The organism is Microbacterium oryzae (assembly GCF_030406385.1).
Taxonomy (GTDB): domain Bacteria; phylum Actinomycetota; class Actinomycetes; order Actinomycetales; family Microbacteriaceae; genus Microbacterium; species Microbacterium oryzae_A.
Window position 1 is genome coordinate 114,680 of sequence record NZ_JAUEPM010000007.1, and the last position, 24,518, is coordinate 139,197.

24 protein-coding genes are annotated in these 24,518 nt (G+C 71.7%); 6 read left to right on the top strand and 18 right to left on the bottom strand.

Going from position 1 to position 24,518, the window contains the following annotated elements; all coding sequences use genetic code 11:
• The first annotated feature begins 145 nt into the window (after positions 1-145).
• From QWJ90_RS11505 to QWJ90_RS11525, 5 genes are all read left to right on the top strand, one after another.
• Positions 146-1,072: a phosphodiester glycosidase family protein gene (locus tag QWJ90_RS11505; RefSeq protein ID WP_290107984.1), complete on the top strand. Its 927-nt coding sequence runs from the start codon at positions 146-148 to the stop codon at positions 1,070-1,072.
• A complete protein-coding gene (locus QWJ90_RS11510) occupies positions 1,069-2,160 on the top strand; it encodes a bifunctional glycosyltransferase family 2/GtrA family protein (protein ID WP_290107985.1) in 1,092 nt (363 codons plus the stop codon). Before QWJ90_RS11505 ends, QWJ90_RS11510 begins: the two co-directional genes overlap by 4 nt.
• A gap of 61 nt (positions 2,161-2,221) precedes the next feature.
• Complete coding sequence (locus QWJ90_RS11515; RefSeq protein WP_290107986.1) at positions 2,222-2,815, top strand: DUF4956 domain-containing protein; 594 nt, start codon at positions 2,222-2,224, stop codon at positions 2,813-2,815.
• Positions 2,812-3,579, top strand: coding sequence for a polyphosphate polymerase domain-containing protein (locus QWJ90_RS11520; RefSeq protein WP_290107987.1), 768 nt, complete (start codon positions 2,812-2,814; stop codon positions 3,577-3,579). The genes QWJ90_RS11515 and QWJ90_RS11520 overlap by 4 nt, the downstream gene beginning before the upstream one ends.
• Positions 3,580-3,591: 12 nt before the next feature.
• Positions 3,592-5,175, top strand: coding sequence for a carbohydrate-binding domain-containing protein (locus tag QWJ90_RS11525; protein ID WP_290107988.1), 1,584 nt, complete (start codon positions 3,592-3,594; stop codon positions 5,173-5,175).
• Between the two features lie 47 nt (positions 5,176-5,222).
• On the opposite strand, the gene QWJ90_RS11530 is transcribed toward QWJ90_RS11525, so the two are convergent.
• The 14 genes from QWJ90_RS11530 to groES form a co-directional block, all read right to left on the bottom strand.
• The gene (locus QWJ90_RS11530) at positions 5,223-6,428 is read right to left on the bottom strand and encodes an MFS transporter (protein WP_290107989.1); all 1,206 of its coding nucleotides are present in this window, start codon (positions 6,426-6,428) and stop codon (positions 5,223-5,225) included.
• On the bottom strand, positions 6,425-7,699 hold the full coding sequence (locus QWJ90_RS11535; protein ID WP_290107990.1) for an alpha/beta fold hydrolase: 1,275 nt from the start codon (positions 7,697-7,699) through the stop codon (positions 6,425-6,427). Before QWJ90_RS11535 ends, QWJ90_RS11530 begins: the two co-directional genes overlap by 4 nt.
• A gap of 147 nt (positions 7,700-7,846) precedes the next feature.
• Positions 7,847-9,424 carry a glutamine-hydrolyzing GMP synthase gene (guaA, locus tag QWJ90_RS11540; RefSeq protein ID WP_290107991.1) on the bottom strand — a complete coding sequence of 526 codons (1,578 nt, stop codon included), beginning with the start codon at positions 9,422-9,424 and terminating at the stop codon, positions 7,847-7,849.
• Positions 9,421-9,936: a DUF3817 domain-containing protein gene (locus QWJ90_RS11545; RefSeq protein WP_290107992.1), complete on the bottom strand. Its 516-nt coding sequence runs from the start codon at positions 9,934-9,936 to the stop codon at positions 9,421-9,423. Before QWJ90_RS11545 ends, guaA begins: the two co-directional genes overlap by 4 nt.
• Positions 9,937-10,055: 119 nt before the next feature.
• Positions 10,056-10,658, bottom strand: coding sequence for a flavodoxin family protein (locus QWJ90_RS11550; protein ID WP_290107994.1), 603 nt, complete (start codon positions 10,656-10,658; stop codon positions 10,056-10,058).
• A gap of 98 nt (positions 10,659-10,756) precedes the next feature.
• Complete coding sequence (locus tag QWJ90_RS11555) at positions 10,757-11,578, bottom strand: SURF1 family cytochrome oxidase biogenesis protein (RefSeq protein ID WP_290108073.1); 822 nt, start codon at positions 11,576-11,578, stop codon at positions 10,757-10,759.
• A gap of 71 nt (positions 11,579-11,649) precedes the next feature.
• Entirely contained in the window at positions 11,650-12,768 is a 1,119-nt protein-coding gene (locus tag QWJ90_RS11560) for a GuaB3 family IMP dehydrogenase-related protein (RefSeq protein WP_290107995.1), read from the bottom strand.
• 311 nt (positions 12,769-13,079) lie between these two features.
• The gene (gene guaB / locus QWJ90_RS11565) at positions 13,080-14,582 is read right to left on the bottom strand and encodes an IMP dehydrogenase (protein WP_290107996.1); all 1,503 of its coding nucleotides are present in this window, start codon (positions 14,580-14,582) and stop codon (positions 13,080-13,082) included.
• A 482-nt stretch (positions 14,583-15,064) separates the two neighbouring features.
• Positions 15,065-15,928, bottom strand: a complete 864-nt coding sequence (locus tag QWJ90_RS11570) for a metal ABC transporter permease (protein WP_290107997.1) — start codon at positions 15,926-15,928, stop codon at positions 15,065-15,067.
• The gene (locus QWJ90_RS11575) at positions 15,925-16,650 is read right to left on the bottom strand and encodes a metal ABC transporter ATP-binding protein (RefSeq protein WP_290107998.1); all 726 of its coding nucleotides are present in this window, start codon (positions 16,648-16,650) and stop codon (positions 15,925-15,927) included. Before QWJ90_RS11575 ends, QWJ90_RS11570 begins: the two co-directional genes overlap by 4 nt.
• Entirely contained in the window at positions 16,647-17,546 is a 900-nt protein-coding gene (locus QWJ90_RS11580; protein ID WP_290107999.1) for a metal ABC transporter substrate-binding protein, read from the bottom strand. The genes QWJ90_RS11575 and QWJ90_RS11580 overlap by 4 nt, the downstream gene beginning before the upstream one ends.
• 78 nt (positions 17,547-17,624) lie before the next feature.
• Positions 17,625-18,569, bottom strand: a complete 945-nt coding sequence (rarD, locus tag QWJ90_RS11585; RefSeq protein ID WP_290108000.1) for an EamA family transporter RarD — start codon at positions 18,567-18,569, stop codon at positions 17,625-17,627.
• Positions 18,566-19,774 carry a mechanosensitive ion channel family protein gene (locus QWJ90_RS11590; RefSeq protein WP_290108001.1) on the bottom strand — a complete coding sequence of 403 codons (1,209 nt, stop codon included), beginning with the start codon at positions 19,772-19,774 and terminating at the stop codon, positions 18,566-18,568. The genes rarD and QWJ90_RS11590 overlap by 4 nt, the downstream gene beginning before the upstream one ends.
• 81 nt (positions 19,775-19,855) lie before the next feature.
• A complete protein-coding gene (groES, locus tag QWJ90_RS11595) occupies positions 19,856-20,152 on the bottom strand; it encodes a co-chaperone GroES (RefSeq protein ID WP_039394204.1) in 297 nt (98 codons plus the stop codon).
• Between the two features lie 162 nt (positions 20,153-20,314).
• Here groES and QWJ90_RS11600 point away from each other — a divergent pair, with 162 nt between their 5' ends.
• The gene (locus tag QWJ90_RS11600; RefSeq protein WP_290108002.1) at positions 20,315-21,502 is read left to right on the top strand and encodes a class I SAM-dependent methyltransferase; all 1,188 of its coding nucleotides are present in this window, start codon (positions 20,315-20,317) and stop codon (positions 21,500-21,502) included.
• A 278-nt stretch (positions 21,503-21,780) separates the two neighbouring features.
• Here the strand turns inward: QWJ90_RS11600 and QWJ90_RS11605 are convergent, their stop codons facing one another.
• Genes QWJ90_RS11605 through tsaB form a run of 4 tightly spaced genes read right to left on the bottom strand, consistent with a single transcriptional unit; the run spans position 21,781 to position 24,399 of the window.
• Positions 21,781-22,128, bottom strand: coding sequence for a hypothetical protein (locus QWJ90_RS11605; RefSeq protein WP_290108003.1), 348 nt, complete (start codon positions 22,126-22,128; stop codon positions 21,781-21,783).
• The gene (tsaD, locus tag QWJ90_RS11610; protein ID WP_290108004.1) at positions 22,125-23,192 is read right to left on the bottom strand and encodes a tRNA (adenosine(37)-N6)-threonylcarbamoyltransferase complex transferase subunit TsaD; all 1,068 of its coding nucleotides are present in this window, start codon (positions 23,190-23,192) and stop codon (positions 22,125-22,127) included. The genes QWJ90_RS11605 and tsaD overlap by 4 nt, the downstream gene beginning before the upstream one ends.
• Entirely contained in the window at positions 23,189-23,686 is a 498-nt protein-coding gene (gene rimI / locus QWJ90_RS11615) for a ribosomal protein S18-alanine N-acetyltransferase (RefSeq protein WP_290108006.1), read from the bottom strand. Before rimI ends, tsaD begins: the two co-directional genes overlap by 4 nt.
• Positions 23,683-24,399 carry a tRNA (adenosine(37)-N6)-threonylcarbamoyltransferase complex dimerization subunit type 1 TsaB gene (gene tsaB / locus QWJ90_RS11620; RefSeq protein WP_290108007.1) on the bottom strand — a complete coding sequence of 239 codons (717 nt, stop codon included), beginning with the start codon at positions 24,397-24,399 and terminating at the stop codon, positions 23,683-23,685. The genes rimI and tsaB overlap by 4 nt, the downstream gene beginning before the upstream one ends.
• Positions 24,400-24,518: the final 119 nt, after the last annotated feature.

The window sequence follows — 24,518 nt, forward strand, 5'->3', positions numbered from 1 at the left end:
CGCCCCGGTTTCCGGGGCGGCCTTCGTCGTGTGTGGGAGCGGGTGAGGCCTGCCGCGTGTCCCGCACCGCCAGCCGGCGGCACCTCCTAGCACCGCCATCCCCCTGACATAGCACCGCCATAGCCGGCGCGTCGAGCATCGGCTCATGACCGAAAGACGCACCCTCTCCCGCCGAGCCTTCCTCATCGGCGGCGCGACCGCCGTGGTCGGCGCCGGCACCGCGACGTGGTGGGCCGCGGACCGCTTCCTCATCCCCCACGTCGAGGTCGCCGACGTCTCCGCGCTCGAGGAGCAGCAGGAGCAGCAGCAGACCGGCACCGCGGCCTCCGCCACGACGGCCTCATCCACCACCGACGTCACCGTCGAGACCGTGACGACCGGCTCCGGCGGCGACACCGTCACCGCCCACGTCGCGAGGGTGTCCCTCGACGACCCCACCGCCCTGCGCACCGCGTTCGCGCACGACCAGTTCGGTGAGAACATCACGCAGCTCGTCTCGGAGATGGCGGTGGCGCAGGGCGCGATCTTCGCTGTCAACGGCGACTACTACGGCTTCCGCGACACCGGCATCCAGATCCGCAACGGCGTCATCTACCGCGACATCGGCGCGCGCGAGGGCCTCGCGCTGTATGCGGATGGCCGGGCCGAGATCTACGACGAGACGACGACGAGCGCGCAGGCGCTTCTCGACGACGGCGTGTGGACGACCCTGTCGTTCGGCCCCGCCCTGGTGCGCGACGGCGCCGCGATCGCCGGCGTCGACGAGGTGGAGGTCGACACGAACGTCGGCAACCACTCCATCCAGGGTCAGCAGCCGCGCACCGCCATCGGCGTCATCGACGCCACGCACCTCGTCTTCGTCGTCGTGGACGGGCGCGACGAGGGCTACAGCCGCGGCATGACGCTCCCCGAGCTCGCCGACATGCTCGTCGGCCTCGGCGCGCAGACCGCGTACAACCTCGACGGCGGCGGATCGAGCGAGATGTGGCACGAGGGCGCGGTCGTGAACCGCCCCTCGAACGGCGGCGAGCGCGCCACCAGCGACATCCTCTACATCGGCGGTGCGGCGTGACCGTCGTGGCGATCCCCGCGTACGAGCCGGATCATCGCCTCGCCGACCTGGCCGCGGCCATCCGCCGACTCGACCCGGATCTCGAGCTCGTCGTGGTCGACGACGGCAGCGGAGTCGGCTCGGCCCCCGTGTTCGCGTCGCTCGAAGCGGCCGGGGTGACGGTCCTCACGCACGGGGTCAACCGCGGCAAGGGCTCGGCGCTGCGCACGCTCTTCCGGCATGCGCGGGCGCGTCATCCGGGCGCCGCGGTCGTCACCGCCGACGCGGATGGGCAGCACGCGCCTGACGACATCGTGAGGGTCGCAAGGGAGGTGGAGAGCCGCCCGGACGCGATCGTGCTGGGCGTTCGCGCGTTCGACGGCGACGACGTCCCGCTGCGCAGCCGGTTCGGCAACGCGGTGGCCGCACGGGCCTTCGCGCTCGTCACCGGCGCGCGCATCGCCGACACGCAGACCGGGCTGCGCGGCATCCCCGCCGACGCCCTCCCCTGGGCCGTCGGCCTGCCAGGCGACCGCTTCGAGTACGAGGCGGTGATGCTGCTGCGCGCCCGGCGCGCCGGGTTCGCGCTCGCGCAGACGCCGATCGCGACGGTCTACCTCGACGAGAACCGCAGCTCGCACTTCCGCCCGCTGCGGGACTCCGCGCGGGTGCTCGCCCCGCTCGCGGCGTTCCTCGCGTCGTCTCTGCTCGCGGCCGCGGTCGACGCCGCGCTCCTCTGGGTGCTGCTGCAGACGAGCGGATGGCTGCAGGGCGCCATCGTGCTCGCTCGCCTCGTGAGCGCGACGGTGAACTTCCTCGTGAATCGCCGATGGGTCTTCGGGCGCGACCGACGGCCATGCGCTCTCGGCGCGGAGCTGGGGCGGTACGCGGCGCTGGCCACGGCCATCCTCGCGGCGAACGTGATGCTCATGACGCTTCTCGACGCGCTCGGTGTGGGGCTGATCGTGGCGAAGCTCGCGACCGAGGGCGTGCTGTGGGTGGCCGCGTTCGCCGCGCAGCGGGTGTGGGTGTTCGCGCGCGGCAAGGCGACGGCGGGTTCGGTTCGCCCGTGGGCAGGGGCGGCGCGCAAACCCCATGTCCTCGCATGAGCCGGCCATAGGAGACGCATAGCCTGCCCGATTTCACTGAAAGCAACGAAAGGTGAACGACATGCCCGATCTCACGATGCTCCTCATCGACCTGGCCGCCATCACGCTGCTGACGGTCGCCGTGTACTTCCAGCGCCACCGGCGCCGCGACCTCGTCGTCGCCTTCTTCGGCGTCAACATCGGCGTCTTCGCGGTCTGCCAGGTGCTCGCCACGTCGGAGGTCGCCGTCGGTCTCGGGCTCGGCCTGTTCGGCGTGCTGTCGATCATCCGCCTCCGCTCGAGCGAGATCTCGCAGCGCGAGGTCGCCTACTACTTCGCCGCCCTCGCCGTCGGGCTGCTCACGGGCCTGTCGCAGACCTTCAGCGTGCTGCCGACCGTGCTCGTCGCGGTCATCGTCGTCGCCCTCGCGATCGTCGACCATCCCGCGCTCTTCTCCTCCTACCGCCACCGCACCGTGCAGCTCGACGAGGCGATCGGCGACGACGCGCGACTGCGGGGGGTGCTCGAGGAGCGCCTGGGCGGCGAGGTGCGCGCCCTCTCCGTGCAGCACATCGACTTCGTCAACGACACGACGCTCGTCGACGTCCGGTACCGGGCTCGCCCGGCCGTCCGGGCCGCAGCCGGCGCAGCCCTCCGCGAGGAGGTGTCCGCGTGACCCCCGCGTTCGCCGACCGATTCGCCGCGATCTCCCTCGACGAGCTCGTCGCCGAGGCCGAGCTCCTCACCCGGGTCGACCGCAAGTACCTCCTGACCGCGGCGGACGCGGAGCGCGTCCTGGCCCAGGTGGACGACCGCACCCGCGTGCTGGAGATCGACGGCGAGCGCGGCTCGCAGTACGGCACCATGTACTTCGACACCCCCGACCTGCTGAGCTACCGGCTCGCCGCCCTCGGCCGTCGTCGCCGCTTCAAGCTCCGTGCTCGCCATTACGTCGACACCGACGCGGCATTCCTCGAGCTGAAGACGCGCGGCAGCCGCGGCACGACGGTGAAGGACCGCATCCCGTCCGACGCCGTCGATCGGCTCACCGCCGAAGGCCGCGCGTATGCCGCTGAGGGCATCGCGGCGCTCGGCATCGCTCCCGCGGTCGTCGACGAGCTGGTTCCCACGCTGCACACGGCATACCGGCGCACGACGTTGCTCCTTCCCGAAGGAGCGCGCGCCACAATCGACACCGACCTCGAGTGGGCGGATGTCCAGGGCGAGCGGATGGCCAGGGCCGACCTGGTCATCGTGGAGACGAAGTCCGCCAGCCGCGCATCGTCGCTCGATCGCCTGCTGTGGCGGGCGGCCATCCGCCCCGTCGGCATCAGCAAGTTCGCGACGGGCCTCGCCGCCCTGCGCCCCGAGCTTCCCTCCAATAAATGGAGCCGCGTGCTCCGCACCCACTTCGACGCGCATCACGCGCTCGCCGCCTGATCGGAGAACCTCATGACCTCTCACCGCCCCGCTCCCCGCACCGCCCGCGCCGGCCTCGGCCTCGTCTTCGCCCTGGCCGTGGCGGGCATCACCGGATGCTCGGCCATCGCGAGCGCGGACACCGGCTCGACGACGCAGAGCTCCAGCGCCGCCTCGACGACCAGCGGCACCGACTCAGGCACCGACAGCGGCACCGAGACCACCACCGACACCACCGCCCAGACGCCGACGAGCGTCGCCGAGGTGCTCGACGCGAACGCCGATCAGACCGTCGTGAACGATGACGAGTGGTCGACGGATGACGCGGTCGACGTCACCCTCTCGGGCGACACCGCCGCCACCGACGCGTCGGGTGTGACGAGCTCCGACGGCATGGTCACCATCACGGAGGCGGGCGTCTACCGCATCTCGGGCGAGCTCGACGGCTCCATCGTCGTCGATGCGCCCGAGGACGCGCAGGTCGTCCTCATCCTCGACGGCGTGACGATCACCGCCGACGCGGCCCCGGCCATCCAGGTGACTGCTGCCGACGACGTGGCGATTCACCTCGCAGACGGGTCGACGAACACCGTGACCTCGACCGGCGCCTACGCCGCGGACGCGGACGCGAACGCCGCCATCTGGAGCGCCGCGGACCTCACCGTCTCGGGCACCGGATCGCTCGCGGTCGAGGGTTCCGCCGAAGACGGCATCACGAGCAAGGACGATCTCGTCGTGCTGTCCGGCGAGCTCAGCGTCACCGCGGCCGATGACGGGCTGAAGGGCAAGGACTCCCTGACGGTCCGCGGCGGCACGATCACGATCGACGCCGGCGGCGACGGCCTCGCCTCCGACCAGGACGAGGACGACACCCAGGGCTACGTCTCCATCGAGGGCGGCACCCTCGACATCACCGCGGGCAGCGACGGCATCGACGGGTACACCGATGTCATCGTGACCGATGGCGCGATCACCATCTCCGCGGAGGAGGGCATCGAGGGCGGCACGGTGGCGATCGGCGGCGGCACGATCGACATCACGTCGACCGACGACGGCATCAACGGCTCGGCCGGGACGAGCTCCGACACCGCGAGCGGCGAGGAGATGCAGGGCGGAATGGGAGGGGGAGGCATGCAGGACAGCGGAGAGTATGTGCTCATCGCCGGCGGCACGGTGACGGTCGACGCCGAGGGCGACGGGCTCGACTCGAACGGCTCCATGGACATCACCGGTGGCACGACCGTCGTGTACGGGCCCACCGGCCAGGGCAACGGCGCGCTCGACACCAACGGCTCGCTCACCATCACGGGCGGCACGGTGCTCGCCCTCGATTCCGGCGGGATGGGCGGCTCCCCGGTGGCGGACTCCGCGCAGGCGTGGGTGGCCGCGACGGCGTCCGGATCCGAGGGCTCGACCGTCGAGATCACCGCGGCGGACGGCACGGTGCTCTTCTCGACGACGGCCGAGAAGGCGTTCGGCGCCGTCGTGTTCTCGAGCGCCGACGTCGTGGCGGGCGAGACGTACTCCGTGGCCGTCGACGGCTCCGCGGTCGCCGAGGCGACGACCGGCCAGGCCCTCGCCGGTGGGATGGGCGGAACGGGCGGCGGCCGCCGCTGACAGACCGGCGGCGCGGTCGACCCGAACGGCCGCGCCGCCTTCCTCCCTCAGCCCCGTCGACGCTCCAGGAAGCCCGACAGCAGCACGACGAGCACGCCCGACACCGGCACGATGAGCAGGCTGACGCGCAGCTCGGTGGCGTCGGAGATCGCGCCGATCACGAGCGGCGAGATGAGGAACCCCAGCCGCATCAGCCACGTGACGACCGTGAGCCCGGATCCCGGACGCAGGCCGGGCAGCTCGTCGGCCGCGTGCATCGCGGCGGGCACGAGCGTGGCCACCCCGAAGCCGGCTGCCGCGAAGCCGATGAGCGTCCCCGGGATGGTCGGCACGGCGAGAGCCGACCCCATCCCCAGCGCGACGAGCAGGCCGCCCGCGACGGCCACCATCCGCTGGCCGAACCGATCGACGAGGCGGTCGCCGACGAGGCGTCCGACGAACTGCGACCCGATGAGGGCGATGAAGCCCATCGGCGCGAGAACGGCCGCGGCGTCGAGCGACTCCCGCATGTAGAGCGTCGCCCAGGAGCTGCCGACCTCCTCCACGATGGTGCCCGCGATCGCGATGACCGCGAGCCCCGCCATGATGAACGCGACCCGCGGGGTCAGCCTGCCCGCGGCGGCGGATGGCCGTGGCGCGTCGGTCGCGCCGGATTCCTCCTCCGGCCCCGGCAGCGCGAACCGCGACGCGACGACGGCGGTGAGCGCGAAGATCACCCCCGTGATCGCGAGGTGGACCCCGAGCGGCAGGTCGAGGGCGATCGCGCCGGCCGACATGAGTCCCCCGACCACGGCCCCGAGCGACCACAGGGCGTGGAAGCCGTTGATGATCGAGCGTCCGTAGCGGCGCTGCACGCGCAGGCCGTGCGCGTTCTGCGCGACGTCGGTCACCGAATCGAGGAGCCCGGCGGTGAACAGCGCCAGCGCGAAGAGGATGGGCAGCGGCGCGAGACCGATGCCGAGCATCGCCACGGCGAGGAGGACCGAGCCGATGGCGGCGAGGCGTCCCGAGCCGACCCGGCGGATGAGCGAGGCGGCCGCGAGCCCGGAGATCAGCGCGCCGACGGGCATCGCCGCGATCGACGCGCCGTAGAGGGTGTCGCTGAGGCCGAGCGCCTCCTTGATCTCGGGCAGGCGCGGCACGACGTTCGCATACAGCGCGCCGTTCGTGAGGAACAGCGCCGAGACCGCGCCGCGGGCGTGACGAGCTGCGCGATCCGGTCGGGCGCCCGCGGCCGGGGGATCCGACGTCACAGCGGTCCGCCCTCTGCGACGACGCGGTCGATGAGCGCGCGCACGATCCGCGGGTCCTGCCGCAGGCCGTCGTGCTCGTACTCGTTCGTGACCCACAGGTGCGTGTTCGGCACGAACCGCGCGGTCTCCTCCGCCTGATGGAAGTCGACGTACATGTCGTCGTAGTACATGGCGGCCGCGACCGGCACCTCGTTCCGCGCGAGCCGCGCCCGGTCGTACAGGCGCGGATGGTCGTCGGCCGCCGCGAGCGCATGTGCGGCCTCGCGGAAGGGGCGGAGGGAGGCGATCTCGTCGAACATCCACGGGAAGAACATCTCCCCCGTGAACGGCATCGGGCCATCCGTCGCGGCGAGGCCGCCGAGCTCGTCGCGCACCCGCTGCGCGGCCCAGGCGGTCGCCCCCGGGCCATCCGCGTAGATCTCCTCCTGCAGCAGGGCGTAGAGCGGGTTTCCCCAGTACTGGCTGGCGTCGTCCACCGCGGCGAGGAAAGCGTCGCTGAGGCGGCCGGGGCGCGAGAACGCCTCGTCGAAGAGCCAGTGGAGGCGCTCGAAGCCCGGCTTCATGCCGAAGTCGATCCCGAGGGTCTGCAGGCGCCGTGCGGAGAGGCGGTCGCCGCTCGGGAGGCGGATGTCGTCGTTCTCCACGATGTCGACGACCCGGGCGATGATGTCGGCGTCCTGCGGGTAGCGGCGGTAGAACTCCGCGGTCTTCGCCGCGACGCGCGGCAGCGTGCGGCGGTAGACCTCGACGGGGTCGGGATCCGTGGAGGTGAGCCCGCCGGTGACGTACGAGGCCGAGAGCGCCTCGGGGTGGAACGACAGGTACGTCAGGGTGAGGAAGCCGCCGTAGCTCTGGCCGAGGGTCTGCCAGCGGATGCCGCCGAACACCGCGCGCCGGATGTGCTCGAGGTCGGCGATGATCTGCTCGGCGCGGAACAGGCGGATGTACGCCGCGGCCGCCTCGCCGCTCATGCCGGCGATGGACGCGCGCTCCACACGTGTGGAGCGCCCGGTGCCGCGCTGGTCGAGGAGCAGCAGGCGGTGGGTCTTCAGCGCCTCGTCGATCCAGTCGCCGCCCGGCATGGGGCGCGGCCCCTTGCCGCCGGGTCCGCCCTGAAGGAACACGAGGACCGGGGCGTCGGCGCGGTCGACGTGCGCGACCTCGCGTGCGAAGACCTCGATGGTGCGGCCGTCGTCGGGGTTCGTCCAGTCGAGCGGCACCGCCACGGTGTGGTCGCGGATGAGCCGGTCGCGCATGCGGTAGGAGGTCATCGGTCTATTCTGCGATGCCCGAGCCGTTCGCCAGTGCGGGCGACACGCTTCCGGGCCGCCAGCCGTGTCGCCCGCACTGGCGAACCTCAGCGGGGAGAAGGCGAAGGCCGCCGCTGCGATTGCAGCGACGGCCTCACGCGCGCGGGATCACTCCCACTCGATGGTCCCCGGCGGCTTCGAGGTCACGTCGAGCACGACGCGGTTGACCTCGCGCACCTCATTGGTGATGCGGTTGGAGATCTTCGACAGCACGTCGTAGGGCAGACGCGTCCAGTCCGCCGTCATCGCGTCCTCGCTCGAGACGGGGCGCAGGACGATCGGATGGCCGTAGGTGCGGCCATCCCCCTGGACGCCGACCGAGCGCACGTCGGCGAGCAGCACCACCGGGCACTGCCAGATCTCACGGTCGAGACCGGCGGCGCTCAGCTCCTCGCGGGCGATGGCGTCGGCCTCGCGCAGGATCTCGAGGCGGTCAGCGGTGACCTCGCCCACGATGCGGATGCCAAGACCGGGCCCCGGAAAGGGCTGGCGTCCGACGATCGCCTCGGGCAGGCCGAGCTCGCGGCCGATGGCGCGCACCTCGTCCTTAAAGAGGGTGCGCAGCGGCTCGATGAGCTCGAAGTCGAGGTCCTCGGGCAGGCCGCCGACGTTGTGGTGGCTCTTGATGTTGGCCGTGCCCGCCCCGCCGCCCGACTCCACGACGTCGGGGTACAGCGTGCCCTGCACGAGGAAGCGGATGGGCTCGCCCTCGGCCTTCGCCTCCTCGACGAGGTCGCGCTGCACCTTCTCGAACGCGCGGATGAACTCGCGCCCGATGATCTTGCGCTTCTGCTCGGGGTCGGTGACGCCGGCGAGATGACCGAGGAACGTCTCAGCCGCCTCGACCGTGATGAGGCGCACGCCGGTGGAGGCGACGTAGTCCTGCTCGACCTGCTCGCGCTCGCCCTTGCGGAGGAGCCCGTGGTCGACGAACACCGCGGTGAGCTGGTCGCCGATCGCGCGGTGCACGAGCGCGGTCGACACGGCGGAGTCCACGCCACCCGACAGCGCGGAGATGACGCGCGCGGAGCCGACCTGCTCGCGGATGCGCGCGACCTGCTCCTCGATGACGTTGCCGCTGTTCCAGTCGGCGGGGAGCCCCGCCGCGCGGTGCAGGAAGTTCTCGAGCACGTCCTGGCCGTACGGCGAGTGCTTCACCTCGGGGTGCCACTGCACGCCGTAGAGGCAGCGCTCGTCGTCGGCGAACGCGGCGACCGGGGTCACCGCCGTCGACGCCAGCACCTGGAAGCCCTCGGGCGCCTGGGACACCTGATCGCCGTGGCTCATCCACACGTTCTGCTCGACCGGCTGGCCGCCGAGGAGCACGCCGCCGTCGCCGGCGATCACGGCGTCGGTCGCACCGTACTCGCGAAGCCCGGTGTGCGCGACCTCGCCGCCGAGGGTCTTCGCCATGACCTGGAAGCCGTAGCAGATGCCGAGCGTCGGCACTCGCAGGTCGAAGATGGCGGGGTCGAGCGAGGGCGCTCCGGGCTCGTACACGGACGACGGGCCGCCCGACAGGATGATCCCGACGGGGTTCTTCGCGGCGACCTCGTCGGCCGTGACCGTGTGCGGCACCAGCTCGCTGTAGACGCCGGCCTCGCGCACGCGACGTGCGATGAGCTGGGCGTACTGCGCGCCGAAGTCGACGACGAGGACGGGGCGCGCAGCGGTGTCTGCGCTCATCGGGGGACCTCCTGGGTGGGGGCGGACGGAGAAGAGGGATCGCCGGCGCTCTTGGCCGCGCGCTTCTCGGCGGCCACCTCCTCGCGCTGCGCGAGGTACCGCTTCACATCGCGGGCGACGAAGTACTCCATGAAGAAGGAGAGGAACGGCACCACGCCGCCGCCGGCGAGCAGGATGAAGCGCCAGAACGGCCAGCGCATGAGGCTCCACACGCGGAAGCACGCGAACAGGTACACGACGTAGAACCATCCGTGCACGATGAGGATGCCGAGCGAGAGGTTCACGCCGTCGCCGGTCGAGTCGAGACCGCCGGTCGGGTTCGGCACGACCTCGCGGAACGCGAACAGGCCGTGCGAATCGAGGAAGAACAGCTCGACCGCGAGCGGCGTGTACTTCAGCAGCATCTCCGCGCACAGCAGCAGCAGACCGACGCCGGTGATGACCGAGCAGACCTGGTAGAAGCGGAGCGCCCGGCGGATCTGAGGGAACGAGGAGACCCGCGGCTGTGGCATGGTTCCATTCTACGGGGCGGCTCGCTGGCCATTCGCCGAGGCGGGATGGCCCCTCCCGCGGTTGCGGATGGGCCCTCCCGGGCCTGCGGGAGGAGCCATCCGCTCGCCTGGCGGGAGGATCAGGGAGCCGGGTACGGCGTCTCCGACAGGAGCTTCGCGAGATGCGCGGCGTTGCGCGCGAGGGTCGCGGTCGTCTGCGCGACGGGCTCCGGCGTCTCGTCGAGGTCCTTGTAGTCGGTGGTGTGCATAGCCTCGCCGTTCCAGTAGACCCCGCCCTGCGAGGGGACGGTGTAGCCCACGTCGTTGAGACCCTGGAACAGCGCGGCCGTGATGGCGTGCGCCCCGTCCTCGTTGCCGACCACGACGGTGACGGCGACCTTGCCGGCGAGAATCGGGCGGCCCTCGTCGTCGGTCTCCGACAGCTCGGCGTCGAGCCGCTCCAGCACGCGCTGTGCGACGCTCGACATGTGGCCGACCCAGGTCGGGGTGGCGAGCACGAGGATGTCGGCGGCGAGGACCTGCTCGCGCAGCGTCGGCCACTGGTCGCCGTCCCCCATGTCGGCCTCGACGCCCGGCTTCACGTCGTAGTCGACGACGCGGACGATCTCGCCCGCGACCCCGTGTGGGGCGAGCGCGTCCAGCACCTGCTGAGTGAGCACATCCGTGCTGGACACGGCGGGCGAGGGCTTGAGCGAGCAGTTCAGGGCGAGTGCGCGGAGCATGGCGGTCCTTCCGTTGGCGTGTGCCGCCACGCTAGCCATGGAGGTCGCCGTCGCGACAGGGGTTGACGGCACCCGCTTCCGGCAGCGGTCGCGAGGGCCTACTCCTCGTCGGGGTCGACGCCCGCGAGGGCCTCGACCTCGCGCTCCCAGTCGTCCTTCGCGAGCCGGTACCAGAGGTAGAACGAGAACCCGGCGAAGACCGCCCACTCGGCGGCGTAGAAGAGGTTCAGCCAGTTGACCGAGCTGCCCTCATCCGGGGCGTGCGAGGCGATCGTCTCGAGGTCGGTCTCGACGAGACCGGCGACCGGATCGTCCGACGTGAGGTACTGGCGGTAGACGTCGATGTGCTCGCCGTCGATCTCGGTCTCGTGCCAGCGGGAGAGGAGCGCGGCAGGGGACATCCGCGTCATCTCGAAGACGTCGTCGCCCGGCGGCAGCTGCGGACCCTCGTCGGAGATGAGACGCCCGGTGAGGTCCACGGCACCCGCAACGCCGCCATCCGGCAAGGCGTCGGCCGCCTCGGCGCGCTTCTCGAGCTGCGCGGCCGCGGCGTCCGCCTCGTCACGCGAGTCCGACCATCCGATGGCCACCGCGATCGACCGCGCCTCGGGGGACGCGTCCACCCTGAACTGGCCGGTCACCCAGTAGCCCTCGGCGCCGTCGTTGTAGCGGGAGGAGACGACGATGAAGTCGCCCGGAACCCAGTGCCCCTCGACCGCCACCTTCTGGCCCACCAGCGAGTCGTCGAGGTACTGCCCCGGCTGCGCGACCTCGTCGATCGGCCGGACGATCTCGGTCGCGCCGGACTCGGGACGGTCGGTGTCGATCGCGCGGACGAGCTGCCACTGCAGCAGCCAGGAGAAGACGCCCGCGACGACGAGGCACAGCACGAGCATCGCGATCCACCGCGGGCGGAGCATGACCTCGCGCAGGGTCGGCGGGAAGACCTGCCCCTGCGTCGAGGTGCTCTCGGATGGCGCAGGGTCGGGCATCAGCGCGGTGGGTTGACGACGACGTCGACGCGCTGGAACTCCTTGAGGTCCGAGTAGCCGGTTGTCGCCATGGACTTGCGCAGGGCGCCGATGAGGTTGGCGGTGCCGTCGGCGACGAGGGCGGGCCCGTAGAGGACCTCCTCGAGGGTGCCGACCTGGTCGACGGTCACGCGGTGTCCGCGCGGAAGGCGGGCGTGGCGCGCCTCGGGGCCCCAGTGCGTGCCGCGTCCTGGAGCGTCGGTCGCGCGAGCGAGCGCGACGCCGAGCATCACCGCGTCGGCGCCCATGGCGAGCGCCTTCACGAGGTCGCCGGAGGTGCCGACGCCGCCGTCGGCGATGACGTGCACGTAGCGTCCGCCCGACTCGTCGAGGTAGTCGCGACGAGCGCCCGCGACGTCGGAGACGGCCGTGGCCATGGGTGTCGAGAGCCCGAGCGTCGTGCGCGTGGTGGACGCCGCTCCCCCGCCGAAGCCGACGAGCACGCCGGCCGCGCCCGTGCGCATGAGGTGGAGTGCCGCGGTGTACGTGCCGACACCGCCGACGATGACCGGAACGTCGAGCTCGTAGATGAACTCCTTGAGGTTCAGCGGCTCTTCGGCGCTGGACACGTGCTCGGCCGAGACCGTCGTGTCGCGGATGACGAAGAGGTCGACGCCCGCGTTGACAACCGTCTCGTAGTGCTCCTGCGTGCGCTGCGGCGACAGGGCGCCGGCGACGACGACGCCGGAATCGCGGACCTCCGCGAGGCGCGCGGTGATGAGCTCGGGCTTGATCGGCTCGGAGTACAGCGCCTGCATGCGCGCGGTCGCGGAGCGCTCGGGCAGCGAGGCGATCTCGGCGAGGAGCGGCTCCGGGTCCTCATAGCGCGTCCAGAGGCCCTCGAGGTCGAGGACACCGAGCCCGCCGAGCTTGCCGAGCGCGATGGCCGTCCGCGGGCTGACGACCGAGTCCATGGGCGCACCCAGGACCGGGATGTCGAACGAGTACGCGTCGATGGCCCATGCCGTCGAGACGTCTTCGTGGCTTCGGGTGCGCCGCGAGGGCACGACCGCGATGTCGTCGAACGTGTAGGCGAGTCGCCCTCGCTTGCCGCGGCCCAGCTCGATGTCACTGCTCACCCGCCCAGCCTACCCGCCGCGTCGGACGGGGACGGTTCTCGACCTCCGGACGTTGAGCGACGGAGCGCCAGCGAGGGAGACGAGACACGGTGACCCGTCCGGACGTTGAGCGACTGAGCGCCAGCGAGGGAGACGAAACGCGGCCCTCCCTCCGGACGTTGAGCGACCGAGCGCCAGCGAGGGAGACGAAACGCGGCCCTCCCTCCGGACGTTGAGCGACCGAGCGCCAGCGAGGGAGACGAAACGCGGTGCCCCGTCCTCAGGACCGGTCACCGCGTCTCGTCTCCCTCCGCTCGATGAGCGACGACCGCTCAGCGCTTGTAGTTCGGCGCCTCGACGACGATCTGCACGTCGTGCGGGTGCGACTCCTTGAGCCCCGCGGAGGTGATGCGCACGAACTTGCCGCGAGCCTTCAGCTCCTCGACCGTGCGCGAGCCGACGTAGAACATCGACTGACGCAGGCCGCCGACGAGCTGGTACACGACCGCCGACACCGGACCGCGGTAGGGGACCTGGCCCTCGATGCCCTCCGGAATGAGCTTGTCGTCGCTCGGGACATCGGCCTGGAAGTACCGGTCCTTCGAGTACGACGTCTGCTTGCCGCGCGTCTGCATGGCGCCGAGCGAGCCCATGCCGCGGTACTGCTTGTACTGCTTGCCGCCCTGGAAGACGATCTCCCCCGGCGACTCGTCGGTGCCGGCGAGAAGCGAGCCGAGCATGACGGTGTCCGCCCCGGCCACGAGAGCCTTCGCGATGTCACCCGAGTACTGCAGCCCGCCATCCGCGATGACCGGAACATCGGCCGCACGAGCGGCGAGCGACGCCTCGTAGATCGCGGTGACCTGCGGCACGCCCACGCCCGCGACGACGCGCGTGGTGCAGATCGAGCCCGGCCCGACGCCCACCTTGACGGCGTCGACGCCCGCATCGATGAGCGCCTGGGCGCCCTCGCGCGTGGCGATGTTGCCGCCGATGACGTCGATGTGCGCGAACGACTCGTCGGCCTTGAGGCGGCGGACGATGTCGATGACGCCCTGCGACTGGCCGTTCGCGGTGTCGACGACGATGACGTCGACGCCCGCGTCGCGCAGCGCCTCGGCGCGCTCCCACGCATCGCCGAAGAAGCCGATGGCGGCGCCGACGCGGAGGCGGCCCTGCTCGTCCTTCGTGGCGAGCGGGTACTGCTCGCTCTTGTCGAAGTCCTTGATCGTGATGAGGCCGGCGAGCTTGCCGTCGTCGTCGATCAGCGGCAGCTTCTCGATGCGGTGCTTCGCGAAGAGGTTCATGACGTCCTCCGCGGCGATGCCGACGGGGCCCGTGACGAGACCCTCGGTGGTCATGACGTCCTTCACGCGGGTGACCGGACGACGGATCTCCGAGACGAAGCGCATGTCGCGGTTCGTGATGATGCCCGTGAGGCGCCCGTCCTCGTCCACGACGGGGAGGCCCGAGATGCGGTACTTCGCGCACATCGCGTCGACCTCGGCGATCGTCGCGTCGGGCGATGTCGTGATCGGGTCGGTGATCATGCCCGACTCGCTGCGCTTCACGCGGTCGACGGCGTTGGCCTGGTCGGCGATCGAGAGGTTGCGGTGCAGGATGCCGATCCCGCCCTGGCGCGCGAGCGCGATCGCCATGCGAGCTTCGGTGACGGTGTCCATGGCGCTCGAGAGGAGCGGGACGGCGACCCGGATGCGGCGCGTGAGGCGCGACGATGTGTCCGCCTCGCTGGGGATGACGTCGGTGTGCCCCGGGAGGAGCAGGACGTCGTCGTAGGTCAGTCCTACGAAGCCGAACGGGTCGTGTTCTGTCATTGGGGGTGTCTCCTGCCGACGCGGTGAGGGCTGCTCCGGTACGGGAAAGGATCGCCATCCCGTGCAGGAATTCTACCGGCGTGTCTGAGAGCGACCTTCTGCCCCCTCACACCGCGCGCTCAGGAACGGGGTGGATGGCCGGTCTTGCATTTCGGACGGGCGGGGCGGAAGTCCGCTCGTGAGGCGCCGGCGACGCCACCAGCACCGCTGGCCCGAGATCCCGAACGGGGGCGCGTTCAGGATCTCGGACCAGTGGTGCAGGAGTTCTCGCGTGGTGCGCCGATGTGCACACCAGCCCCGCCCATCCGAAATGCGTCACCGGGGCGCCGTCGCGACCAGCACCATCCGGCCCCACGCGACGCGGGGACCGACCCCGGCGATGCCCGGACCCCGTGTCGCCCGCACCGGCGAGCCGGTTTCACCGCCGGAACCGCGTCGCCCGCACTGGCGAACCGGACACGATGGCGGTCATCCGCCCGGCGTCAGCCCGCGCGGGCGGCCCGCACCCGGGCGATCCGCCGCCCGAGCAGGCCGTGACGCGGCCCGAAGAGGTAGACGAGCGTGAACACCACGCCCTGCACGAGGATGACGAGCGCACCGGAGGCCGCGTCGAGCCAGAAGCTGAGGTAGATGCCGACGACCGAGCTCGCGGCTGAGAGCGCGGGCGCGATGACGAGCATCCGGCCGAAGCGGTCGGTGAGCAGGTGCGCGGTGGCGCCCGGGATGATCAGCATCGCCACGACGAGGATCACGCCGACCACCTGCAGCGCGACGACCGCGGTGAGCGCGAGCACGCCCAGCAGGATGGCCCCGAGCAGTCGCGGGGAGAGCCCGATCGCGAACGCGTGCGTGGGATCGAACGCGTAGAGGGTGAGGTCGCGGCGCTTCACGAGCAGCACCGCGAGCGCGACGGCGGCGAGCACCCCGATCTGGATGAGGTCGCCGTCGGAGACGCCGAGGATGTTCCCGAAGATGATGTGGTTGAGGTCGGTCTGGCTCGGCGTCACCGAGATGAGCACGAGCCCGAGCGCGAACAGCGTCGTGAAGACGATGCCGATGGCGGCGTCCTCCTTCACGCGGCTGGTGTCGCGGAGCACGCCGATGAGCGCGACGGCGAGGAGTCCGAACGCGAGCGCTCCGAGCGCGAACGGCGCGCCGACGATGTAGGCGAGCACGACGCCCGGCAGCACCGCGTGCGAGACGGCGTCGCCCATCAGCGACCAGCCGACGAGCACGAGCCAGCATGACAGCAGCGCGCACACGATGGCCGCGACGACGGTGGCGGCGAGCGCGCGCAGCATGAAGTCGTACTGCAGCGGCTCGAGGAGGAGGTCGAGCGGGCTCATGCGACACCTTCCAGTCCGAACGCCTTCGCGAGGTTCTCGGGGCGCAGCGCGACGTCGACCGGCCCGTGGAAGAGGGGGCGGCGCAGCAGCAGGATGGCCTCGTCGGCCAGCTGCGGAAGCGCATGCAGGTCGTGGGTCGAGACGAGCACCGCGCAGCCATCCGCCGCGAGCTCGCGCAGCAGGCGCACGATGGTCGCCTCCGAGCGCTTGTCGACGCCGGCGAACGGCTCGTCCAGGAGGAGGATCCGGGCGCCCTGCGCGATGCCGCGCGCGACGAACGCGCGCTTCCGCTGACCGCCGGAGAGCTGGCCGATCTGTCGATCGGCGAGCTCCGCGAGGTCGACCCGCTCGAGCGCGGCGTCGACGGCCGCCCGATCGTCCGGGCGGGGGCGCCGCGTGATGCCCTGGCGTCCGAACCGGCCCATCATCACGACATCGCGGACGGAGACGGGGAACGCCCAGTCCACGTCCTCGCTCTGCGGCACGTAGCCGACGATGCCGCGGCGCCGGGCGGTCGCGGGCGACCCGCCGCCGATGCGCACCCGGCCCTCGTCCGGGCGGATGAGCCCGAGCGCGGTCTTGAAGAGCGTCGACTTGCCCGACCCGTTCATCCCGATGAGCGCGGTCACGCGGCCCGCCTCGACCGCGATCGACGCCCGCTCGAGGGCGAGGATGTCGCCGTACCGCACGGTGATGTCGGCGAGTTCGATGGCGGCGGTCATCCTGTGAGTCCTTCCACGATGAGGTCGACGTCGTGCCGGATGAGATCGAGGTACGTCGGCACGGGGCCATCCGGCTCCGAGAGCGAGTCGACGTAGAGCGTGCCGCCGAACGCGGCCCCCGTCGCCTCGACCACGCGCTGCATGGGCTTGTCGGAGACCGTCGACTCGCAGAACACGGCCGGCACGTCGCGGTCGTCGACGAACTCGGTGACGGCGGCGATCTGTTGCGGTCTCGCCTGCTGCTCTGCGTTCACGGGCCAGATGTACGCCTCGGCGAGGTCCGCGTCGCGGGCGAGGTACGAGAAGGCGCCCTCGCACGTGACGAGCGCACGCTCGTTCTCCGGCAGCGGGGCGAGGGCGGCGAGGAGCTCGTCCTCCACGGCCTGCAGCTCGTCGTGGTATGCCGCGCCGTTGGCGGCGTACACGGCGGCGTGCCCCGGGTCGAGGTCGCTGAAGGCGGCGACGATGTTGTCGACGTAGATCTGCGCGTTCGCCGGGCTCATCCACGCGTGCGGGTTCGGATGGTCCGAGCCCTCGATCGAGATCGGGTCGACGCCATCCGACACGACGACGTGCGGGGCGTCCACCGCGTCGACGAACTGTGCGAACCAGGCCTCGAGGCCCATGCCGTTGTCGAGGACGAGCGCGGCGTCCGCGGCGCGGCGCATGTCACCGGGTGTGGGCTCATAGCCGTGGATCTCCGCGCCGACCTTGGTGATCGACTCGACGGCAAGGTGCTCTCCCGCGACGTTCTGCGCGATGTCGGCGAGCACCGTGAAGGTCGTGAGCACCACCGGGCGGCCGTCGTCCTCGGCCGCGGGCTGCGCCGCGCACGCGGGCAGCAGCGCGGTGACCGCGAGGGCGGCGGCACCGGCGACACGACGATTTTTCGGCATACCGAAAAATTAGAGCCGCGCGGCCTCCGGGGCAAGCGGCAGGCCCGGATCCGCCGCCACCACGGCCGGAAAAGCGAGTCAGCCCACCGGGTCCGCCACCGGCGCCACGCGCCGCGAGCGCCGGGAGTTCCGCACCATGTCGAACGACAGCACCGCGAGCGCGACCCACACGATCCCGAACCCGATCCACCGCTCGAGGGGCATGGGCTCGCCGAGCACGACCACGCCGCACAGGAACTGCAGGATCGGCGCGATGAACTGCAGCAGCCCGATCGTCGTGAGCGAGACGCGGCGCGCGCCGGCCGCGAAGAGCAGCAGCGGGATGGCCGTGGCCACGCCCGCGAGAGACAGCATCACCGTGTGCAGGGCGCTGACCGCCCCGTACGTCAGCCCCGTCGTCATCGCGACGACCACGAGCTGCACGATCGCGACCGGCGTCAGCCACGCCGTCTCGATCGCGAGGCCGCTGACCGCGTCCACCGCGCCGCCGATGCGGTTCTTCACGAGGCCGTAGAACCCGAACGAGGCGGAGAGGAGCAGCGAGATCCAGGGCACCGCCCCGTACGCGATGACGATGACGGCCACCGCGATCGCCGCTATCGCGATCGCCGCCCACTGCGCGGGCCGGAGCCTCTCGTGCAGCACGAGCACCGCCAGCAGCACCGTGACGATCGGGTTGATGAAGTACCCGAGGCTCGACTCGATGACGTGCCCGGTGAGGGTGGCGATGAGGAACGTCTGCCAGTTGACGTAGATGAGCACGCCGGCGATCGCCGTCCACAGCGCGAGTCGGCGATTCCGCAGCACCGCGACCATCCGCCCCCATCCGCGCGTGACGGTGAGGAGCAGCGCGCAGAACACGAGCGACAGCAGCACCCGCCAGGCGACGACCTCCCAGGGGCCGGTCGGCGCGAGCAGCACGAAGTACAGCGGCAGCACGCCCCACAGCAGGTAGGCGCCGAATCCGTATCCGGTGCCGAGCAGCCGCTCGCGGTCCGGGGCGGATGGCGCGGGTCCGGTCATCCCTCCAGGTTACGTCGGGCGACCCGTCGGGAGACCCGCCCGAGGCGCTCCGCGGCCCGCCGCCGGCGGCCCCGCGAGCGGTCGGCGGGCTCGTGCGCGCGCGCGGGATTCTGCTCGAGGGCCCGCTCGTCGCCGCGCTCCTCGACCCGCACGCGGCGCGCCGGCAGCGACTCCCCGCGCCGGGAGACATAGGCGACGAGGCGCTCGCGCACGAGGCAGCGGAGGTCCCACAGGTCGCCGGAGTTCGCCGCGGTCACCGTCGCCCGCACCTGCACGGCGTCCGCACGCGCGTCGACCATGACGAGACCGGCCGAGCGGCCATCCCACGAGGGAGCGGACTCGACGACGCGCTGCAGCTCCGCGCGGAGGCCGTCGAGGTCGACACCCCAGTCCACGTCGATGAGCACGACGCCGGTGAGCTGCGTCTGCGACCGCGTCCAGTTGGCGTAGGGCGTCGTGGTGAAGTAGGTGGACGGCAGCACGAGGCGCCGGTCGTCCCAGATCTGCACGACGACGTAGGTGAGGGTGAGCTCCTCGACGACGCCGAACTCGCCATCCACCTCGACGGTGTCGCCCACGCGCAGCGCGTCGGAGAACGCCAGCTGCATGCCGGCGACGACGTTGCCGAGCGTGGACTGCGCGGCGATGCCGGCGACGATCGAGGCGACACCGGCCGATGCCAGCAGCGATGTTCCGAAGCTCTCCGCGCCCGGGATCGTCATGAGGATCGTGCCGGCGGTGAGCACGACGACGACCACGATGACGAGCCGCCGAATGATGAGGATCTGCGTGCGGCGACGCCGCAGCGTGTAGTCGGCGTCGCCATCCGGAACGCTGCGCGCGAGCAGGCCGTCGACGAGGAAGAGCAGGATGCTCGCGATGAGCCAGCCGATCGTGATGATCGAGGCGAGCTTCAGGGCATAGCGGATGGCGCCGGCGAGGGCGGGCGCGACCTGCTCGAGCGGCTGCGTGGTCGCCACCCAGAGGCCGACCGACAGGATGGTCCAGAACAGCGGCGAGCGCAGCCGGCGGGAGAGGCGCGTGAACAGCTGGCGGCGACGTCCGAGTGTGCGCATGATGACGCCGAGCACCCAGGTGCACACGAATGCGGCGGCGAGCGCCGCCGCGACCGCGATCGCGACGGCTCCCCACTCCCACGCGAGTGAGGCGGCGTCCACGGGCTGTTCGACGTCGAGAGGGAACATCCCTCCACGCTAACGAGGCCCACCTCCGTGGATGCAGAAAGGCCCGGCGCCGAAGCGCCGGGCCTTTTGCGGAGGCTGTCGTCAGCGGACGACGACCGCGAGCACGTCGCGGGCCGAGAGCACCAGGTACTCGTCGGCGCCGAACTTGACCTCGGTTCCGCCGTACTTGCTGTACAGGACGCGGTCGCCGACGGCGACGTCGAGCGGAACGCGGTTGCCGTTGTCGTCGATGCGGCCGGGACCCACGGCCACGACCTCGCCCTCCTGGGGCTTCTCCTTGGCGGTGTCGGGGATGACCAGACCGCTGGCGGTGGTCTGCTCGGCCTCGACCTGCTTGATGACGATGCGGTCCTCGAGCGGCTTGATGGAAACCGACACGGTGTACCTCTTCTTTCGTTGCTTCGACGGAAGACTGGTTCGCACTCTCATGCCGAGAGTGCTAATGCCAGCATAGGACGACGCCTGGCACTCATGCAACGCGAGTGCCAATGCGAGTCGCGCGTCGGTGCCGCGCCCGCGTGACACGGGAGAATGGGAGCCATGGATCAGGGAGAACTCGACGCGCTGCTCACCTCCGAGGGGCTCGCGCTGCTCGACTCCCTCGACCCCGTCGCGACGACCGCCGACGTCACCCGCGCCGTGTCCCGCCTGCGCGCGGAGGGGCACTCCCCCGACCTCGTCTCCGCCGTCGTCGGCCAGTCGCGGCTGCGGCTGCGCGCCGAGGCGAAATTCGGTCCGTTCGCCTCGCGCATGCTGTTCACGCGCGCGGGCGTCGAGCAGGCGACGCGGATGGCCGTGGCCGCGCACCACGCGGCGCGCTTCCGTCGGGCGGGCATCGGCCGGGTCGCCGACCTCGGCTGCGGCATCGGCGGCGACGCGCTCGCATTCGCCGGCACCGGGCTCGACGTGCTCGCGGTCGATGCGGATCCGGTGACCGCCGCCCTCGCCGCGTACAACCTCCGCCCGTTCGGCGAGGCGGTCGAGGTGCGCGCCGCCCGCGCCGAGGAGGTCGACCTCGCCGGGTGGGACGCCGTCTGGCTCGACCCGGCCCGACGCACGGCCGGGCATTCCGAGACCCGGCGCGTGGCGCCATCCGACTACTCGCCCTCGCTCGACTGGGCGCACGAGCTGGGCGAGCGCATGCCCGTGGGCATGAAACTGGGGCCGGCGCACGATCGCGACGCGATTCCGGACGACGTCGAGGCGCAGTGGGTGAGCGTCGACGGGTCGACCGTCGAGGTCGTGCTGTGGTCCGGCGCGCTCGCGCGTGAGGGCGTCGGCCGCGCGGCGCTCGTCATCCGCGGCGAGGCGTCGCACGAGCTCACCAGTGCGGGCGACACGGAGGACGAGCCGGTGCGCGAGCTGGGGGCGTTTCTGCACGAGCCTGAGGGTGCGGTCATCCGCGCGCGGCTGGTCGGCGAGGTGGCACGCTCGCTCGAGGCGGGGCCCGTCGCGCCCGGCATCGCGTACCTCACCGGGGATGCGGCCGTGACGACGCCGTTCGTGACGACGTTCCGCGTGCGCGAGACGCTCCCCTCCGACGCGAAGGCGCTCGCGAAGGCCCTGCGGGCGCGAGGCATCGGCACGCTCGAGATCAAGAAGCGCGGCGTCGACATCGATCCGGCGCTGTTCCGCAAGAAGCTGAACCTGCGCGGCGACGAGTCGGCGACGCTGTTCGTGACGCGCGTCGGCGGCAAGCGCACGGCCATCCTCGCCGACCGGGTGTGATCCCGTCCGGACGTCGAGCGAGCGAAGCGAGACGAAATCCGGACCCTCCGTCCGGACGTTGAGCGAGCGAAGCGAGACGACGTCCAGACCCTCCGTCCGGACGTCGAGCGAGCGAAGCGAGACGAAATCCGGACCCTCCGTCCGGACGTTGAGCGAGCGAAGCGAGACGAAACGCCGCAACCCGCCCTCGACAACGGCCCCCCGCGTTTCGTCTCGGTCGCTGCGCTCCCTCGCTCAACGACCGAGACCGTGCAGAATCCGGGAGACGCCATCCGGGCCTACCGCAGGCCGGGCACCGCCAACACGGGCGTCTCGCCGAGCTGAGCGAGAATCCACACCGCCCACACGCTGCAGCCCACGAGCGCGGCGATGCCCAGTCCGAACCCCCACCACGCCATCGAGCGGTCCGCGTGCCCGCGCATGAGCGCGATGACCGCGAGCACGACGGCGGCCAGCGCGAGGGGCGCCACCCACGGCGTGAACCACGACGTCGGCAGCGCGAACATCCCCAGCATGAGCGCGGGCGTCGAGAGCGAGACCCGGCGGCGGACCACCGGGATCGCGGAGGACACCTCGTTCAGCAGCTCGTCGTCGTCGAGCTGTGCGGCGTCCTCGGGCTCGGTCATGGCACCGGCGCGACCTGGATCTCAGTGACGGGCAGGGTCGAGTCCGCACCGAATGCGAGGGTCGACGGGCGGCGCCCGCTCTGGATGAGCTCCGACGCGAGCGCGGCGATCATCGCGCCGTTGTCGGTGCAGAGACGCAGCGGCGGGATGCGCACGGTGACGCCGGCGGCCTCCGCGCGGGCGAGCGCGACCTCCCGCAGGCGGCGGTTCGCGATGACCCCGCCGCCGAGCAGCAGGCGCGGCACGCCGTGCTCGGCGCACGCGTCGAGGGCCTTCGTCACGAGAACGTCGACCACGGCCTCGCGGAAGCTCGCCGCGACATCCGCCATCGGGATGGCCTCGCCCTCGGCCTCGCGCTGCTCCGTCCACCGCGCGACGGCGGTCTTGAGGCCCGAGAAGGAGAAGTCCCAGCGGTGCTTCTCGCGGTCGCTCGCCCGGGAGAGGCCGCGGGGGAAGCGGATGGCGTCGGGGTCGCCGCCGACGGCCGCGCGGTCGATCTCGGGGCCGCCCGGGTAGGGCAGCCCGAGAATGCGCGCGACCTTGTCGAACGCCTCGCCGGCGGCGTCGTCCACGGTCTCGCCCAGCAGCTCGACGTCGCTCGTGAGGTCGCGGACGAGCAGCAGTGAGGTGTGTCCGCCGGAGACGAGGAGCGCGGCCGTCGGGTACTCGAGCGGTTCGCTGTCATCGGCGAGGAGGTCTGCGGCGATGTGACCGACGAGATGGTTCACGGCGTAGAGCGGCTTCTCGAGCGAGACGGAGAGCGCCTTGGCCGCGCCCACACCCACCATGAGCGCGCCGGCGAGACCGGGGCCGCTGGTGACGGCGACCGCGTCGATGTCGGCGAGGCGGATGCCGGCCTCGGCCACGGCCTGCTCGATCGCGGGCTGCATCGCCTCGAGGTGCGCACGGGCGGCGACCTCCGGCACGACACCGCCGAAGCGCGCGTGCTCGTCCATCGAGCTCGCGATCGTGTTCGACAGCAGCGTGCGGCCGCGGACGATCCCGATCCCGGTCTCGTCGCAGCTCGTCTCGATGCCGAGGACGAGGGGTTCAGCGGGGGTCATGAGCAGGCTCCGGCATCGGCGGGGTCGGGGGTGCGCGCGGCGCGCCACGCGGGGACGTCGAGGCGCATCACGATCGCGTCGACATCGTCGGGCTGGTAGTACCCGGGGCGGCGCCCGAGTTCGGTGAAGCCCTCGCTGGCGTACAGCGCCTGGGCGACGGGGTTGTCCGCGCGCACCTCGAGGAACACCTCGCGGACCCGGCGCCGGTCGGCCTCCTCCACGAGCGAGCGCAGCAGCGCGCGCCCCTGGCCCCGGCCGCGCGCGCTCTCGGCGACGGCGATCGTCTGCACGTCGGCGTCCTTCGAGCCGGGCAGCGCGCGAAGGCCGGCGTAGCCGACGACCTGCCCGGCCCGCTCGAGGACGAGATAGTGCCCGTGCTCTGAGCCGAGTTCCTCGCGCATCATCGCCTCGCTCCACGCATCCGTGGGAAACGAGGCGCGCTCGAGCGCGATGATCGGGGGCAGATCGAGGATGGTCGCGGGCCGGATGTTCACGCGCTCACCTTCTTCCGCGGTGCCGGCAGCTTCACGTCGGGCGACCGCAGGTACAGCGGCTCGTCGACGTCGGGCGCTTCACCGGCACCGAGGCGGATGGCCGCAACCCGGCCCAGCATCCCGATCGGGATGCGTGTGGCGGCGAAGATCACGGGATTCGGGAGGAGATATCCGCTCGGGAGGATTTCTGAGCTGGATTCATCCTCCCCATCCGCGATCTCCTCCCGAAGGCGGAGGGCCGCCAGGAGCGGGTCTCCGTCGAGGTCGGCGTCCCGCGGGCGGAGCTCAGGACCGGCGATCCGGCGCGGCAGGCGCCATCCGTCGGGCTCGCCGTAGACCGAGATCGCGTTCTCACGACGGCGGGCGTCGGTGGTGACGGCGAACCCGCCGTCGGGGTGCGTGTCGAGGAGCTCCAGTGCGACGGCGTCGTGGCTCACGACCGGCAGCACGGGGATGCCGCGGCCGAGCGCGAACACGCGCGCGGCGGCGATGCCGATGCGCAGGCCGGTGAATGGGCCTGGGCCCATTCCCGCCGCGACATGCGTGATGTCACCGGCCGTGACGCTTGCGTCGGCGAGCGCGCGCTCGAGGAGCGTGCCGATCACCTCGGCGTGCCCGAGGGCGTTCTCGCTCTCGACGGCGGAGCGGATCTCGCCGTCGGGCGCGACGACCGCCGCGCCCGAGCCGAGGGAGGTGTCGACGGCCAGGATCATGTCCTCCAGCGTAGTTTCCCGGGCCTCGGGAACGCCGGGAACGCGCGGGCGGGCAGATGGCGGTGGTGCCGGGTGCCGGGTGCCTCATGCGCGGGCGCCGCCGTGCACACCGCAGGAGA